The sequence below is a fragment of the Streptomyces iconiensis genome, assembly GCF_028657195.3.
In the GTDB taxonomy this organism is placed as follows: domain Bacteria; phylum Actinomycetota; class Actinomycetes; order Streptomycetales; family Streptomycetaceae; genus Streptomyces; species Streptomyces iconiensis.
The window spans coordinates 22,283-37,459 of sequence record NZ_JANCPR020000073.1 but is presented as its reverse complement, the minus strand read 5'-3'; the positions used below and the strand labels follow the sequence as shown (position 1 = coordinate 37,459).

At 71.8% G+C, this 15,177-nt stretch carries 17 protein-coding genes and 1 pseudogene; 5 read left to right on the top strand and 13 right to left on the bottom strand.

Annotation, left to right across the window (positions count from 1 at the left end; genetic code table 11):
• Positions 1-125 precede the first annotated feature (125 nt).
• From bioD to bioB, 3 genes are read right to left on the bottom strand one after another with little or no spacing between them, the layout of a single operon-like run.
• Entirely contained in the window at positions 126-836 is a 711-nt protein-coding gene (bioD, locus tag NMN56_RS40270) for a dethiobiotin synthase (protein ID WP_283742559.1), read from the bottom strand.
• Positions 833-2,338, bottom strand: coding sequence for an adenosylmethionine--8-amino-7-oxononanoate transaminase (locus tag NMN56_RS40265; RefSeq protein WP_274042623.1), 1,506 nt, complete (start codon positions 2,336-2,338; stop codon positions 833-835). Before NMN56_RS40265 ends, bioD begins: the two co-directional genes overlap by 4 nt.
• Complete coding sequence (gene bioB, locus NMN56_RS40260; protein ID WP_274042622.1) at positions 2,331-3,410, bottom strand: biotin synthase BioB; 1,080 nt, start codon at positions 3,408-3,410, stop codon at positions 2,331-2,333. The genes NMN56_RS40265 and bioB overlap by 8 nt, the downstream gene beginning before the upstream one ends.
• Positions 3,411-3,637: 227 nt before the next feature.
• Here bioB and NMN56_RS40255 point away from each other — a divergent pair, with 227 nt between their 5' ends.
• Positions 3,638-4,792: an 8-amino-7-oxononanoate synthase gene (locus NMN56_RS40255; RefSeq protein WP_274042621.1), complete on the top strand. Its 1,155-nt coding sequence runs from the start codon at positions 3,638-3,640 to the stop codon at positions 4,790-4,792.
• Between the two features lie 18 nt (positions 4,793-4,810).
• Here the strand turns inward: NMN56_RS40255 and NMN56_RS40250 are convergent, their stop codons facing one another.
• Positions 4,811-5,068, bottom strand: coding sequence for a DUF397 domain-containing protein (locus NMN56_RS40250; protein ID WP_274042620.1), 258 nt, complete (start codon positions 5,066-5,068; stop codon positions 4,811-4,813).
• 12 nt (positions 5,069-5,080) lie between these two features.
• The gene (locus tag NMN56_RS40245) at positions 5,081-5,983 is read right to left on the bottom strand and encodes a helix-turn-helix domain-containing protein (RefSeq protein WP_274042619.1); all 903 of its coding nucleotides are present in this window, start codon (positions 5,981-5,983) and stop codon (positions 5,081-5,083) included.
• Positions 5,984-6,263: 280 nt separating this feature from the next.
• Between NMN56_RS40245 and NMN56_RS40240 the strand changes: the two genes are divergently transcribed.
• Positions 6,264-6,695: an ATP-binding protein gene (locus tag NMN56_RS40240; RefSeq protein ID WP_274042618.1), complete on the top strand. Its 432-nt coding sequence runs from the start codon at positions 6,264-6,266 to the stop codon at positions 6,693-6,695.
• Between the two features lie 7 nt (positions 6,696-6,702).
• Here NMN56_RS40240 and NMN56_RS40235 read toward each other — a convergent pair whose 3' ends face one another.
• The 5 genes from NMN56_RS40235 to NMN56_RS40215 all read right to left on the bottom strand — a co-directional run bounded on the left by NMN56_RS40235 (position 6,703) and on the right by NMN56_RS40215 (position 10,039).
• Complete coding sequence (locus NMN56_RS40235) at positions 6,703-7,191, bottom strand: DUF6328 family protein (protein WP_274042617.1); 489 nt, start codon at positions 7,189-7,191, stop codon at positions 6,703-6,705.
• Between the two features lie 45 nt (positions 7,192-7,236).
• Complete coding sequence (locus NMN56_RS40230) at positions 7,237-7,905, bottom strand: GNAT family N-acetyltransferase (protein ID WP_274042616.1); 669 nt, start codon at positions 7,903-7,905, stop codon at positions 7,237-7,239.
• Between the two features lie 53 nt (positions 7,906-7,958).
• Complete coding sequence (locus NMN56_RS40225) at positions 7,959-8,906, bottom strand: DMT family transporter (protein WP_274042615.1); 948 nt, start codon at positions 8,904-8,906, stop codon at positions 7,959-7,961.
• 189 nt (positions 8,907-9,095) lie between these two features.
• Entirely contained in the window at positions 9,096-9,404 is a 309-nt protein-coding gene (locus tag NMN56_RS40220; RefSeq protein WP_430542834.1) for a hypothetical protein, read from the bottom strand.
• A gap of 11 nt (positions 9,405-9,415) precedes the next feature.
• On the bottom strand, positions 9,416-10,039 hold the full coding sequence (locus NMN56_RS40215) for an ATP-dependent Clp protease proteolytic subunit (RefSeq protein WP_274042660.1): 624 nt from the start codon (positions 10,037-10,039) through the stop codon (positions 9,416-9,418).
• Between the two features lie 86 nt (positions 10,040-10,125).
• Between NMN56_RS40215 and NMN56_RS40210 the strand changes: the two genes are divergently transcribed.
• The gene (locus NMN56_RS40210; protein ID WP_274042613.1) at positions 10,126-10,443 is read left to right on the top strand and encodes a type II toxin-antitoxin system Phd/YefM family antitoxin; all 318 of its coding nucleotides are present in this window, start codon (positions 10,126-10,128) and stop codon (positions 10,441-10,443) included.
• A 33-nt stretch (positions 10,444-10,476) separates the two neighbouring features.
• Here the strand turns inward: NMN56_RS40210 and NMN56_RS40205 are convergent, their stop codons facing one another.
• Together NMN56_RS40205 and NMN56_RS40200 are read right to left on the bottom strand one after the other, a co-directional pair.
• On the bottom strand, positions 10,477-11,430 hold the full coding sequence (locus NMN56_RS40205) for a M28 family metallopeptidase (RefSeq protein ID WP_274042612.1): 954 nt from the start codon (positions 11,428-11,430) through the stop codon (positions 10,477-10,479).
• Positions 11,431-11,547: 117 nt separating this feature from the next.
• A complete protein-coding gene (locus NMN56_RS40200; RefSeq protein ID WP_280842743.1) occupies positions 11,548-12,576 on the bottom strand; it encodes an ABC transporter permease in 1,029 nt (342 codons plus the stop codon).
• A gap of 234 nt (positions 12,577-12,810) precedes the next feature.
• Here NMN56_RS40200 and NMN56_RS40195 point away from each other — a divergent pair, with 234 nt between their 5' ends.
• Complete coding sequence (locus NMN56_RS40195) at positions 12,811-13,524, top strand: TetR/AcrR family transcriptional regulator (protein ID WP_274042610.1); 714 nt, start codon at positions 12,811-12,813, stop codon at positions 13,522-13,524.
• Positions 13,525-13,702: 178 nt separating this feature from the next.
• Here the strand turns inward: NMN56_RS40195 and NMN56_RS43150 are convergent.
• Positions 13,703-14,560 (bottom strand): annotated as a pseudogene (locus NMN56_RS43150) (alpha/beta hydrolase family protein); the annotation flags it as partial.
• Between the two features lie 313 nt (positions 14,561-14,873).
• Here NMN56_RS43150 and NMN56_RS40185 point away from each other — a divergent pair.
• Positions 14,874-15,176, top strand: a complete 303-nt coding sequence (locus NMN56_RS40185) for an urease subunit gamma (RefSeq protein WP_274042609.1) — start codon at positions 14,874-14,876, stop codon at positions 15,174-15,176.
• Position 15,177 lies beyond the last annotated feature (1 nt).

Genomic DNA, 15,177 nt, shown 5'->3' with positions numbered 1-15,177 from the left:
GGCCCCGATACGGGCGGGGGGAGTCCTAGAGGGGGGCGAAGCCCACCTCTAGCGGGGGGCTGTTGGGGGGCAGCGCCCCCCAACGCCCGGCCGGCGAGGCCAACGGGGCAAGGGGCGAAGCCCCATTAGTGACCGTCAGAGGCCCACGGCCCCCAGCCACCCAAACAAGACCCAAGCCAAGAAGGCGCAAGCCGCCGAAACTCAACAGGAGCGACAGCACCAGCCCCAGCGGGCAGAACCCCACACAGCGGCACCCCCGCACACACCGCCAAATCGTCCAGATTGCACCGCACAGCCAAATCCGGCTCACGAGGCACACTGCCGACCACAACCCCGGCACACGCCAACCCCCGAGCCCCCAACGCCTCCACGGTGAGCGCCGTGGAGTTGAGCGTACCGAGCCCGGCAGCGCTCACAACGAGCGTAGGCGCGCGCAGCAACCGCGCCGCATCGGCCAACGTCGCACCGGCGGCGTCAAACCGTACGAGCAGCCCACCCGCCCCCTCGACAAGAACGAGGTCATGCGAGGCGGCAAGCTTCTCAGCGGCCTCGGCCACGTCACGAGCCGAGACGTACGGCATACCAGCACGCCGCGCCGCGGTCTCAGGAGCCAACGGCTCGGGGTACCGGGCGAGTTCAACCCCGGTGACCCCGTCACCGGCGAGCCGCAACACCTCGGCGACATCACCGGGTTCCCCCGCACCCACACCGGTCTGCGCAGGCTTGAGCACAGCAACAGACCGCCCAGCGCTCAACGCACACGCGGCGACAGCCGCGGTGGTGACGGTCTTACCGACATCGGTCCCGGTACCGGACACAACAAGAACCCCACTCACGCCGCACCCACAGAACCGGCACTCGCGCCAGCGGAATTACCACCCGCGTCAGCGGAACCGCCACCCGCGTCAGCGGAACGGCCCCCCGCACCAGCGGTACCGGCCCCCGCGCCAGCGGACCCCGCACACACATCGCCAAGGCCCGCGCGAGCGGACCCCGCGCGAGCGGAACTGGCCGCACACACCGCCGCAGCGATCCGCGCCACATCCGCGTCCCCGGTGACGTACGGCGGCATGGCGTACACCATGTCGCGGAACGGCCGCACCCACACCCCGGCCCGCACCGCGGCGCGGGTAGCAGCGGCGACATCCACCTCGTGGTCAAGCCGTACGACACCGATCGCACCCAGCACACTCACATCCACGACGCCGGGCAGCGCGGCGGCGGGCGCCAGCCCCGCGCGCAGACCGTCGCCGATGCGCCGCACCCGCGCCCGCCAGTCCTGGGAGAGAAGCAGGTCGAGGGAGGCGCAGGCGAGCGCGGAGGCGAGCGGGTTCCCCATGAAGGTGGGGCCGTGCGCGAGCACGGGAACCTCGCCCCGGGAGATGCCGCGAGCGACACGCGGCGTGCACAGCGTCGCGGCCATGGAGACATAACCGCCGGTCAGAGCCTTGCCCACACACATCACATCGGGGGTGACACCCGCGTGCTCCGCGGCGAACAGCTCGCCCGTACGGCCGAAGCCGGTCGCGATCTCGTCGAGCACCAGCAGGACACCGTGCGCGTCGCATGCCTCGCGCAGCGCCCGTACGTAGGCGGGGGAGTGGAAGCGCATGCCGCCCGCGCCCTGGACGACCGGCTCGACGACGACGGCGGCCAGTTCGTGCGCGTGGCGCTCCACGGTGTCGTGCAGATGGGCGAGGTAGCCCTCGTCCGGCTCCGCCTCGAACCCGCTCGGCGGCGCGTCGGCGAACACCTGCGGCGGCAGGGCGCCGGACCACAGGTGGTGCATGCCGCCCTCGGGGTCGCACACGGACATGGGCTGCCAGGTGTCGCCGTGGTAGCCGCCGCGCCAGGTCATCAGTCGCCGCTTCTCAGGCCGCCCGGCCGAACGCCAGTACTGGAGGCACATCTTGATGGCGACCTCGACCGAGACGGAGCCCGAGTCGGAGAGGAAGACGTGCTCCAGGTCGCCGGGTGCGAGGTCGGCGAGCCGCTTGGCGAGCCGCACGGCGGGCTCGTGGGTGAGCCCGCCGAACATCACATGGCTCATTCTGCCGAGCTGGTCGTGCGCCGCCTCGTTGAGCACCGGGTGGTTGTAGCCGTGGATCGCCGACCACCACGAGGACATCGCGTCGACCAGTTCCCGGTGCCCGTACGCCGGTTTGGCCAGCCGCAGCCGTACGCCCGAGGCGGACTCGACGACCAGCGGCTCGGCGGTGTTGGGCATCGGGCCGTACGGGTGCCACACGTGCTGCCGGTCCAGTGCGAGAACGGACTCGGTGTCCAGGTTCTTCAGGGGCTCCCGCAGCGCGGGAGCCGTCACGGTGCGGTCAGGCATTGGGGGGCAGCTCCGTCCCCGCGCCGCGGCGTCGTACGGCGACGTGCTCGGGGCCCTCCTCGGGGCGCCGGTGCGAGGGCAGCGTCGTCGTCCCCGTGCCCTCCACCTCGAAACCGGCGTCGGCGATCATGTCGAGGTCGGCCTGGCCCGCCTGCCCCTCGCTGGTGAGGTAGTCGCCCAGGAAGAGGGAGTTGGCCAGGTGGAGTGCGAGCGGCTGGAGCGTGCGCAGATGCACCTCGCGCCCGCCCGCGAGCCGCACCTCGACGTCGGGGCACACGAAGCGGACCATCGCCAGGATGCGCAGCGCCCGCTGCGGCGTCAGGTTCCACTCCTTGGCCAGCGGTGTGCCCTCGAACGGGATCAGGAAGTTGACGGGTACCGAGTCCGGGTCCAGGCCGCGCAGCGCGAACACCACGTCGACCAGGTCCTCGTCCTTCTCGCCCATGCCCGCGATCAGCCCGGAACAGGGCGAGAGACCCGCCGACTTGGCGTGCTGGACGGTACGGACACGGTCGGAGAAGTCATGGGTGGTGCAGATGTCGCCGTAGGTGGCCTCGGACGTGTTCAGGTTGTGGTTGTAGGCGTCGGCGCCCGCCTCGCGCAGTCTGTCCGCCTGCCCGTCGGAGAGCAGTCCGAGGCAGGCGCACACCTCGATGCCCTCGTTCTGCTCCTTGATGGCGGCGATGGTCTCCGAGACCCGGGTGACGTCCCGGTCGGTGGGGCCGCGTCCGCTGGCCACCAGGCATACGCGCTTGGCCCCGCCCCTGACGCCGGCGCCCGCCGCGTCAGCGGCCTCTCCCGGCTTGATCCAGGTGTACTTGAGGATCTCCGCCTCGGAGCCGAGCCGCTGTGAGCAGTACGAGCAGTCCTCGGGGCACAGCCCTGACTTGAGGTTGACCAGGTAGTTCAGCTTCACGCGCCGCCCGAACCACTGACGGCGTACCTTCCCGGCCGCGGCGACCACGTCGAGCAGGTCGTCGTCAGAGGTCCGCAGCACCTCCAGGGCCTCGTCCCGCGTCGGCGTCTCGCCCCGCAGTCCCTTGTTCACCAGTGTGGTCAGAAGGTCGTCCATGGGCACGATCCTTTCCCATGGCACGGTGCGGTGGAATGGAGGAAGCCTACAAGGCCGCTGGAGTCAGATGTGGATGTTGCCACACGCTGACCTGCGACATGGCACGTTAGGTTCTATCCACTGCCTACAAAACGGCCTGCCGTCTCGCCAGGTGTCCCGGCAGGCGTCCCGGCAGGGACAACCGAGCCCCCGCGGCCGTGGGGGAGAGCGTCACGGAAAGAGCCGCCATGCCCCAGGACCCCTTCGCGTGGACCACCGCAGCGCTGGAGACGCGCCGAGCAGCGGGACTGCTGCGCACCCTGTGCCCGCGCCCCGCCGTTTCACCGCTGCTGGACCTGGCCGGCAACGACTACCTCGGCCTCTCCCGCCACCCCAGGGTCACAGCGGCGGCGGCCGAGGCTGCCCTGCGCTGGGGCGCGGGAGCGGGCGGCTCCCGCCTGGTCACCGGCACCACCGAGCTGCACGCGCGGCTGGAGGCCGAACTCGCTGAGTTCTGCGGCTTCGAGGCGGCCCTCGTGCTCTCCTCGGGCTACGCGGCGAACCTCGCCGCCGTCACCGCGCTGACCTCGCACGCCTCGTACGAGGGGCTCATCGTCTCGGACGCCTACAACCACGCCTCGCTCATCGACGGCTGCCGCCTCTCCCGCTCCCGTACGGCCGTAGCGGCGCACGCGGAGCCCGAGGCCGTACGCAAGGCACTGGAAGCGCACGAGGGGCAGGCCCTCGTGGTCTCGGACTCCGTCTTCTCGGTCGACGGCGATGCCGCACCGCTCGCCGCGCTCGCGGCCGTCTGCCGCGAGGCGGGGGCCGGCCTGCTCGTGGACGACGCGCACGGCTTCGGCGTGCTCGGCCCCGGCGGACGCGGCGCCCCGCACGCGGCCGGCCTGTCGGGCGCCGTGGGTACGGTCGCCACCGTCACGCTCTCGAAGTCCCTGGGCAGCCAGGGCGGCGCCGTGCTCGGCCCGGCCCCGGTCATCGCCCATCTGCTCAACACCGCACGTACGTTCATCTTCGACACGGGTCTCGCACCGGCCGCCGCCGGAGCCGCGCTGGCCTCCCTGCGCCTGCTGCGCGGGGAACCCGAGCGCGCCGAGCGCACCCGCGCCGTGGCCACGGGGCTGTACGAGCGGCTGCGGGCGGCGGGGCTGGACGCCACCCGTCCCGACGCTGCCGTCGTCTCCGTACGCGCGCCCTCGCCGGGCACGGCGCTCGCGTGGGCGGCCGACTGCCGTGCCGCGGGTGTCCAGGTCGGCTGCTTCCGGCCGCCCTCGGTCCCCGACGGGATCTCCCGGCTGCGGCTGACGGCGCGCGGCGATCTGACGCGCGCACAGCTCGCGACGGCGGCGGACACGGTGATCGCCACCGCGCCCGCCGCCGCCTGATCACAGCTACGACCGCTCTCAGCTCGCGCCGGAGAGGCCCCCGTTGGCCGTACTGCCCGGGTCGCGGACCGAAGCGACGAAGGCCGCCCACGCGGGGTCGCCGAAGTGCAGCGCTCCGCGTCCGGGGTCCTTGCTGTCGCGTACGGCCTGCCGCCGCCCGTCGGCCCAACGGACGGTCTCCAGGCAGTTGTTGGTGCCTGTGCTGTAGCTGCTGCGCTTCCACTGCTGTCCGCGCGGCGGCCTGGCGAAGGGTGCGTTCCGAGGCGGTGCCGACATGGTGCTGTCTCCTCAAGTGCCCTCAGCGGTCCTGGCGATGAATGCCAGCGAGTCCTCGTACGACAGGGCGTGAGCCCGCAGAGTGTCGAACGCGGCGCTGTACGCCCTGAGTTCGTCGTGCTCCTCCAGATAGAGGCTACTCGTCAAATGGTCGAGAACGACTACATCCAGATCAGCAATGGCCGAAAAAGAGAAAATAACGAAAGGCCCCGTGACACCGATGTGCACACCGCTGGCGAAGGGCAGCACCTGCAGCCGCACGTTCGGCAGCTCGGCCGCCCGGGTCAGCGCGGCCAACTGCTCACGCATCACCGCGCGCCCGCCCACCTCGCGCCGCAGCACCGCCTCGTCCAGCACCGCGTCCACCACCAGCGGCGGCCCCTGCCACAGCACGCTCTGCCGCGTGGTGCGCACCTCGACCAGCGACTCGATCCGCGCCTGCGGCACCCCGCCGCCCAGCGCGGCGCGCGTCACCTCGCGCGCGTACGCCTCGGTCTGGAGCAGCCCCGGCACCACGCTCGTCTCCAGCGTCCGCTCCCGCGCCGCCTGCGACTCCAGCGAGATGAAGTCACGGTAGGCGGGCGGCAGCAGATCGCGGTACGCGTGCCACCAGCCCCGCCGCGCGCCCCCGCCATGACCGGGTTCCTCACCCGGCTCCGGGGCCCGCGCCTCGTCGGCGCCCGCCAGCGCGGACAGCAGGGCCCGCAGCTCCGGGTCGACCACCCCGTAGGCGTCCAGCAGACATTCCAGGTCGGCGGGCTTGATCCCGCTGCGCCCCGTCTCGATCCTGCTCATCTTGGACTGGTGCCAGCCCACCTGAACGGCCGCGTCCCGGCTGGTCACACCCGCCTTGGCACGTAGCCTCCGCAGCTCGGCCCCCAGCTTTCTGCGCCGTACCGCAGGAGCGTGTCTCATGGTCGGCTCCCCTCCGCACCCCACCGCCTGCCCGGCAGAGTTACCACCAGACCTTCCGCTCCGGAACCGATACGCCCAGGCCGCGTTCTCACGTGTGGCCCTGCCGGAGAGTTCACCGCTTTGAGCGACAGATATATCCACTTGCCCGGGGATCGGCCGCATCGGGCCGCGCAGGATGGCAGTCTGGCGCGAAGCGGCGATCCGGGCCGCTCCGTCTTCTCAGTCGTACGCCGCCACGAGACGGAGCAACCGGCCCCGGCGGGAAAGGGACGGCCTCGCCATGGCAGACCACCAAGAAGCGACCATCACCCTGCCGAGCGCGCCCGCCTCGGTCACCGCTGCACGCAGATACGTCACCGATGTCGTGACCCAGTGGGGCATGCAGAACGGTTCCGACGCGGTCGAATCGCTCCGGCTCATCATCTCCGAGCTGGCCACCAACGCGGTCCAGCACACCAGGGGCCAGTCACCGACCTTCACCATCGACCTCCGGCTCGAAGGCGCCGAACGGCTCAACATCGGCGTCACCGACAGCCACCCCCGCAGGCCCCAGCGCCTTCCGGCGGCCGTCCAGCAGGACAACGGCCGCGGCCTCGTCATCGTCAAGGCCCTCACCGTCGAATCGGGCGGAGAGCTGACCATCACCCCCACACAGGACGGAGGCAAGACCGTATGGGTCGCCCTCCCCTGGACCCCGGTCCCGGCGAACTGAACCGGACCTAAGGGCTGTCCCGCCCGTGCCCGTTCGGCGTACGCCCGCGCAGCCGCCACGGCATCGCCGCCCACAGCAGCGCGCACCCGCCCAGTACCCCGCAGCCCGCCACGATGCCGCCCGTGCGCCCCAGCACCACATCGGCGATGAGCAGCACCGAGCCGGAGAGTGCCAGCGCCAGCACTGCCATGCCGTAGCCCGCCAGCCGCGAGGACACATCCACGATCAGCTTCTTCACACCGCGCCTGAACAGCACCCGGTGCACCGCGGCCGGCGCGGTGAACAGTACGGCCGCCGAGACCGCCAGCAGCAGCGTCACCAGATAGACCGACCGCTGGACCGGGTCCAGCTCGGGGAAGCGCGGGGTGAAGGCCAGCGTCAGCAGGAAGGCGAAGAGGATCTGCACGCCGGTCTGGAGTACGCGCAACTCCTGCAGCAGCTCGGCGAAGTTACGGTCGGCCCGCTCCAGTGGTGTCTCGTTACGGCTGTCGTCCATGCACGTGCGGGTAGCCGTTCACGCCCGGCTCACGCACCCGCGGCATCAGCGCGTGCCGCCGGGCCGGGAGAGCAGCACCTCGGCGCCCACCGGCAGGAATCCCACGGCGAGGAAGGCACGCAGGCTCGCCGCGTTTCCCGGTGCGACCTGTGCCCACAGGACCTCGTTCGCGGGCACCAACCCCCTTGCGGCAGCGGCCAGTTGGCGTCCGAGCCCGGCGCCGCGCGCCGCCTCGTCGACCTCGACCGCCACCTCCCAGCGCCCGGTGACGCCCCGGCCCGTCAGAACCGTGCCGCCGCGCGCCTCCCACACGCGTACGTCGTCGCGGTGCGCGAGCGCGCGGGCGACCCGGGGATGCGCGCGCGCATCGGTCTCGGCCAACCCGGCGGACGTGGCTAAGCCGCCCGGGCCGAAGCGGCCGACGGGCGCACCGGGAGGGAGGGCGAGCAGCACGTCGATGCTGCCCGCCTCCCTGCCCATGGCCGCGCACAGCGCGGTCAGGAACGGCGGCCCGAGCGCCGCGCCGAGGTCACCCGGCGGCAGCAGTCCCCTGATCCGGCCGGGGTCGGCGTCGGCGAAGACCACCGACCTTCCGGTCAGCGCCAGTACCCCGGCATCGCGGGGTGAGGGCTGCGGCAGCACGGTCAGCGAACCGTCGGGCGGCGGGAATCCGCCCCGTGCGACGGTGTCGAGAAGCTTCGCGAGACGGTCCATCGCAGCAGCCTACGAACACCGTGCGACCGCCGCCGCCTTGTGCGCCGTGCCCCTTACGTCTCACGCGCACCCACCGTCTCCGCTCTGATCAGGAAGAGCAGGGAGGAGAGCAGTACCAGCGTGCCCGTCAGCGTCGCCGCCGTCAGCGGTTCACCGAGCAGTCCCACGGCGAGCACGGCGGCACCGACCGGTTCGATCAGCATCACCGCCGAGGCCGTCGCGGCACGCACCACGGCGGCGCCGGCGAAGTACAGCGGATACGCGAGCGCCGTCGGCACAGCGGCCACGTACAGCAACAGCCAGAAGGCGGACCACGGTTGGCCGCCGTGCGGCAGCAGCCCCTCGACGGCGGCGAGCGGCAGCAGCGCCACGGCGCCGACGCCGAACGACCACACCGTCAACGTGTACGGGTCGTCTCCGCCCGCGTTCCCCGCAGCCCTGGCCAGCAGGGTGGAGACGGCGAACCCGGCAGCCGACAGCAGCGCGAGCGCGACACCCGGGACGCGCACGGTGCCGTCCTGACCGCCGAGCACCAGCACGGCCAGCCCGGCGAGCGCGGCTGCGACGGCCAACAGGCCGCCGCTGCCCAGCCGTTCGCGCAGTACGAGCCGCGCGCCCGCCGCGACGAACACGGGCGCGGCGCCCAGCGTCACCACCGTGCTCACGGCCACTCCGGTCGCCGCGACGGCACCGAAGTACGCGGTCTGGAAGAGCGCGAGGCACAGCCCTGTCACCAGCCGCAGCGCCAGTCGGGGAAGGCCCCGCGGCCGGCGGGCGCCCGGTGCGGCCTGTCCGGGGCGCAGACGCCGTAGGACAGCGCGCCCCGCGAGCAGCAGCGCCAGCCCGCCCGCGTAGCGCCAGAAGGAGACGGAAAGCGGGCCCAGTTCGCTGGACCCGTAGACGAGATCGACCGCAGCGCCCGTGGTACCCCAGGTGGCACCGGCTACGGCAAGGAAGAGAAGGCCACGCCCAACGGGCAGGCCGGATCGGGAATTCGGCACGCAGGTACTCCGCGTAAGGAGGGGTCGGACGGTCCCGTTCGCGGGCACCACCGACCCCCGGCACGGGTGGCATCACCCGTACCGGCGGCCTGCCATGGAGGCCCGCCCTACGCGGTGGGCGGGGAAAGCTGCGCCGTCTTCATGTCCAGCACCCTAGTCAGCACCTCCGACAGGGAAGCCGCCCGGGCCTCATCCGCCGTCTCCCCCCTCCTGGGGCAGCCCGACCAGCAGGGCCCTGCGCTCTCCGTCCAGTACCCGCAGCGCACGCGCGAGGGTCTCCGCGTGCACCTCGCTCTCGCCCCGCTCGTGCATCAGCGTCAGCGCGTCCCGCAGCACAGCCGCCTTGCTCACCAGGCCCTGCGCGGCGCGCAGGCCCCGGTAGGTGTCCTGCCCGCGCGCCGGGTTGATCCGGCCGAGCAGGTCGAGCACATCCAGGTACGCGTCCACGACCTCGCCCTCCGCGCGCGTGAGCGCGGGCAGCGGCGGCAGCTCGGGCATGGGCGAGGGGCTCATCCCCAGGCGCCGGTCTTGCGGCTGACGGTGACACGGTCGATCAGCCCATAGGCGATGGCGGCCTCCACGCCGAAGATGGTGTCGCGTTCGAGGTCGGCGCTGACCCTGGCCCGCGACTGCCCCGTGTGCTCCACGTACAGGTCTTCCAGCATGTCGCGGGTGCGCAGCATTTCGTTCGCCTGGATCTCCAGGTCGCTGGTCTGGCCGCGCATCGGCTCGGAGACGGTGGGCTGGTGGATGAGGATGCGCGCGCTCGGGAGCGCCAGCCGCTTGCCGGGCGTACCCGCCGCCAGCAGGACCGAGGCGGCCGACGCGGCCTGCCCCAGGCAGACGGTCTCGATGTCGCAGGTGACGAACCGCATCGTGTCGTAGATCGCGGTCATGGCGGTGAAGGAGCCGCCGGGTGAGTTGATGTAGAGGGAGATGTCCCGGTCGGGGTCGGAGTGTTCAAGGTGGATGAGCTGGGCCATCACATCGCTGGCCGACGTGTCGTCGACCGGTGTGCCCAGGAAGATGATCCGCTCCTCCATGAGCTTCGAGTACGGGTCCATCGAGCGCGTGCCGGTGCTGGTGCGCTCGGTGAACTCGGGGAGGACATAGCGGGCGGTAGGTCGGCTCAGCATCGGGGTCACACTCCACCTTCGCGTTCGTGATCATGCGAGTCTGTAGAAAATGTACAGGACGTACATGACGTTATGCTGGGAGCATGGCTTACGAGATTCCGGTGACGCAAGCACGCGCAGAGCTGGCCGACCTCATCAACCGCGTTGTCTACGGCGCCGAACGCGTCGTGGTCACCCGGCACGGAAGGCCGCTCGTCGGGCTCGTATCCGCCGCTGACCTGGAACGACTCGCCGCGCTCGATGAGCAGGAGCAGGACGGCGTGATCAGTACCGTCTCCACGATCCGCGACATGGGGTCCGCTGCGGGCGAACGGGAACAGCGCCGGTACGGCTTCGCCGCCGAGGCTCCCGAATACAGGAGCCCGGCCGCCGGAGACCGGCGGCCGGGCCAAGGGAGTTGAGCCCGGCGACGCCGGGCGGGGGAGCGGCAGGCGTCAGGAGCTGAGCTGCCAGACCGCGTGGGCGATGGCGTCGCTGTGCAGGTCGAGAGCCTTCGCGTTGATGTTGGACGTGGTGTCGCACGCGGAGTGATAGCACCTGTCGTACGGCTGACCCGCCGTACCGCCCCACTTCTGCGCCTGCGCCTGGGTCTTGGTGGAGCCGGCTCCCGTGAAGCTGCCGCCCACGGTGACGCCGGCTGCGGCGAACGAGGCGTGGTCGCTGCGGCCCGCGGTCTCCCGCGACGGCTCGGTCTGCACGCCCTTGGTCTGGAACCAGTCCTTGAACACCTTCTCGATCGACGCGTTGTCGTTGTAGACGAAGTGTCCGGCGTTGGGCGAGCCGATCATGTCGAAGTTGAGATACGCGTCGATCTTGCCCAGCTCGCTCTGCGGCAGGCTGTTGACGTAGTACCGGGAGCCGATCAGGCCCCGTTCCTCGGCGCCCCACCACGCGAAGCGCAGGTGTTTGGCGGGTGCGAGGTCGGCCTGGGAGACCGCGAGCGCGGTCTCCAGTATCCCGGCCGAGCCCGAGCCGTTGTCGTTGATCCCGGCGCCCGAGGTGACCGAGTCGAGGTGGGCCCCCGTGACCACGGTCGAGCCTGTGCCGCCCTTGGGCCAGTCGGCGATCAGGTTGTAGCCGGTCGCGCCGCCGCTGGTGAACTGCTGGATCTTGGTCTGGAATCCGGCCTGGTCCAGCTTGGCCTTCATGTAGTCGACGGACGCCTTGTAACCGGGCCGTCCGTGCGCCCTGTTGCCGCCGTTGGCCTGGGCGACGGCCTGCAGTTCCTTGAGGTGCTGCTGCACGTTCGCCACCGGGATGTCGGGCGCTGCGGCCCGCGCTCCCGCTTCCGTTTCGGCCTGGGCTCCGGCCGCACCGAGCAGGGTGAAGGCCAGGGCGGCGCTCGCGGAGGCCGCGAGCAGGGCATGGCGCTTATGTCTGCGTTTCACTGTGGGGCTCCGATGCTGAGTGGGGGAGAGGTCGCGCGGAGCTGCGACATGAGTTGACGCGGACATGAGACTGGTGGCGCCGCGGGAGCCCGTCAAGAACGCATAACGGACAGGGATTTACGCGGAGCGGAACGGGGCAGACGGCTGCGGCGTTCCCGTCTGCTCAGCGGCCGGCTCTTCTCCCCGCCGTTCCGTGCGCTCCTCACCCCGCCCTTCCTGCAGTGGCCGCGCGGTGTGCGGGGAGCCGGCGCGGCCCCGCGCCAACGCGACCGTCAGCAGGCCCAGTACGGCCCACACCGTCAGGACGACGGCAGGGGAGTCGGCGCCGTTGCCGTCGAAGAAGGAGACCGAGCGCAGCAGGGTGCCGCCCGCACCCGGAGGCAGGAACTGGCCGAGCAGGCCCAGGGGTTCGGGCAGCATCTCGGGCGCGGAGGAGACGCCGGAGAACGGGTTGCCGAACAGGATGGCGACCAGGGCGCCCAGGCCGATGCCGCGGTAGCCGAGGAGGGAGCCGAGCCCGGCAACCGCCGAGGCGACGGCGAGCACGGTGAGCCCGATCGCAGCCGCCTCCGCCCACCAGTCGCCGCTGAGCACGCCGAGCCAGCTGTCGGCGATCCCCGCGCCGACAGCGCCCACGAGCGCGGCGGATCCGATCAGAACGAGCACACCGCGCGTGCCCCGCAGCCTCAGCAGCCACGCCAGCGCGCCCGCCGCCATGCCCGCCAGGGCGAGTGGCAGCACGCTCGCACTGAGCGCCGCGCCACGCGGGTCGCCCTCGGGGGCCGCCACCACGTCCTCGGTCGGCACCCGTGCGCCCTCGGGCGCCATGCGCGCCGACGCCTGCTCCAGCAGCTGGGCCACCACCGGGCTCGCCGCGCTCGCGGTGAGCAGCTTCGGGCCCTTCGCGGTGACGGCCACGGCGCCGTACACCTCGCGGTCGCGGATCGCGTCGCGGGCCGCTGACTCGTTCGCGTAGCGGTGCAGGTCGAACGCGCCCTCGTTCCGCCCCAGTTGGCGCTCGGCCCGCCCGGTGGCAGCGGCCGGTCCCGCCACGCCGAGTGGCAGGTCCCGGGGCGCCGTGCGGGCCGCCGGCCAGGCGAAAGCCCACAGTGCGAGCGCGACGAGCACGGGCACCAGCACGAGCACGGCCGCGACGCGGCGACGGGAGCCGGGGGAGGGGACCGGGGAGGGGTCCGGGGAGGAGGGCGCGGAGGGCTGGGCACCCTGCGGGAAGGGTGCAGGCCCCGTGGAAGGAGTGGGTGCTGTGGACACGGTGACGCCTCCAAGTAAAGAGAAGGACCGTTCGTTTTGCATAGCGGGGTCACCGTCCCGCTCCCCAACTCCCTTGTCAAGAAGGAATGTTCGTTTTACGTTGACCGCATGGCCCGTGTATCCCCCGAGCACCTCGAATCCCGCCGCCGCCAGATCATCGACGGCGCACGCCGCTCGTTCCTGCGCAACGGCTTCCACGCCACCTCGATGCAGGACGTTCTCAAGGAGTCGGGCCTGTCGGCCGGCGCCGTCTACCGGTACTTCCGCAGCAAGGAGCAGATCGTCGCCGCGGTCGCCGAGGAGGCACTGAAGACCATCGCGGGCGCCTTCGACGCCGTGGCCGACAGCGACGAACCACCCATGCCGGACGAGCTGTTCGCGCAGGTCTTCGGCGCCCTTCAGAAGGCCATGGGGGCGGGCGAAGACCACAGGGAGCTGCCCCGGCTGCTCGTCCAGGTGTGGGGTGAGGCGCTGCGGAACGAGGAGATTGCCGCCGTCGTCTCCGAGGCGTACGCGCATCTGCGCTTCCAGTGGAGCGGTCTCGTCGCGCAGTACCAGACACGCGGCTGGGTCGACCCACAGGCCGACACCGAACACGTCGCACGCACCCTGATCGGCGCTGTCCAGGGCTACTTCGTACAGCAGGCCCTGTTCGGCGGTATCACTCCCGAGGAATTCGAGGCCGGTCTGCGGGCCCTGGTCGCGATGTCCGTTCGCCGGTCGGGCGAGGGGTCGGGCGAGGGGTCGGGCGACGGGCCGGGTGAGGAGTCGGGCGAGGAGCGGCCGGGTCAGGAGCGGCCGGTGGTCCAGGACCGGAAGTAGCCGGTCCGGGAGCGGCAGGACCGGAAGCGGCCGGTCCTGGAGTAGCCGGTCCGGGGGCAGTTGGGCGGCGGGTGGTCGGGCGGGGAGCGGGGGCGGCAGGTGTACGTTCCGCGATCCACCGGGTCAGGCGCTCGGGGTAGCCGGGCGCCAGGCGGGTGCCCTCGTCCGTCCGCACACGGTGGTCGGCGCCGGGGAACACCTCGACGGTCAGCGTCGCGCGGGTGTCCCGGCCGGGTGTGCGGGCGGTGGCAGTGAAGAGGCGGACGCTCTCGGTCACGGGTACCAGTGGATCGGCGCCGCCGAACACCGCCAGATGCGGGCAGCGCAGGCGCCGGGCGTCGGGGAGCGGATCGTGGTCCTGCTTGCGCTTGAGGAACTCCCAGACGGGCGCGTCCACTCCGGCCCAGAAGGTGGCGAGCCCAGGACTCCCCGCTGAGTCGACAAGTCGGCTTGCCGTTGCGAACCCCGCACCGTTCCGGCCCGCCTCGACGAGATCGTCGTAGACGGCGAGAACGGACTCCGCCTCCTCCCGCGAGATCCTCGCGGTCCGCCGCAGAACCTGGGCCAGTGCGTGGCGTTCCTGGACGGCGGGAGTCGTCCCCGGACAGCTGTTGGTCACCACCCAGGGGAGCCCTCCGTGCGCGGCGGCGGCGCGCAGGGCCACCCAGCCGCCCTCGCTGTGGCCGAAGAGGCCCACGGCGCCGGCCCGTACGAGCGGATGCGCGCCGAGGTGGTCCAGCGCCGCGTGCGCGTCGCCCGCCAGGTCCGCCAGGGTCGAGGCGTGCCAGTCGCCGCCCGAAGCGCCGACGCCGCGCTTGTCGTAGGACAGCACGGCGAGCCCGGCGGCCACGAGACGGCGGCGGAGCGGCGGGAAGTACGTGTCGTTGTCCCGGTCCGTGTCGCCGGAACCGCCGACCAGCACCACCCCGGCGCACCCCGCACCGGCTCCGGCTCCGTCCGGAAGTGACAGTGAACCGGCAAGCGTCACGGGGCCGTTGGCGAAAGTGACCTCGTGCGTCCCTGTCCCCTCCGGCATGGTTGCCCCCTCCGGCATGGCTCTCCCCTCGGTGTGGTCTGCGCCGTCGTGCGGGCCCGCGGGGCCCCTCCGGTTCCGGGGTTCCGATTCCCGAAAGGACGGTCCGTTTCCCGGGAAGACGCCCGGACGGTGGGAACAGATCCTTAACGCGGACGAAACGGTGTGGCCCTAGCCTCCCCGGCAGTCGGCGGCACGAAGGCCGGGGCAGTCGGGAACCCGGATTCACTTGTGTGATACATCTAATCCGCGTGTCTGTCGCCGCGAGTGACCAGGGATTATCCGACCCCGGCGCGACGACGGTGAGGTGGAGAGTATGCGATTGACCCCGCACGAGCAGGAGCGGCTGCTCATACACGTGGCGGCCGATGTGGCGCAGCGTCGCAAGGACCGAGGGCTCGCCCTCAACCACCCCGAGGCCGTCGCGCTGATCACCGCGCATGTTCTGGAGGGCGCCCGCGACGGGCGCACCGTCGCCGAACTCATGGCCTCAGGGCGCACCGTTCTCACCCGCGAGGACGTCATGGACGGCATCCCGGAGATGATCCACGACGTCCAGGTGGAGGCGACCTTCCCCGACGGCACCAAGCTCGTCACCGTCCACGAGCCCATCGCCTGAC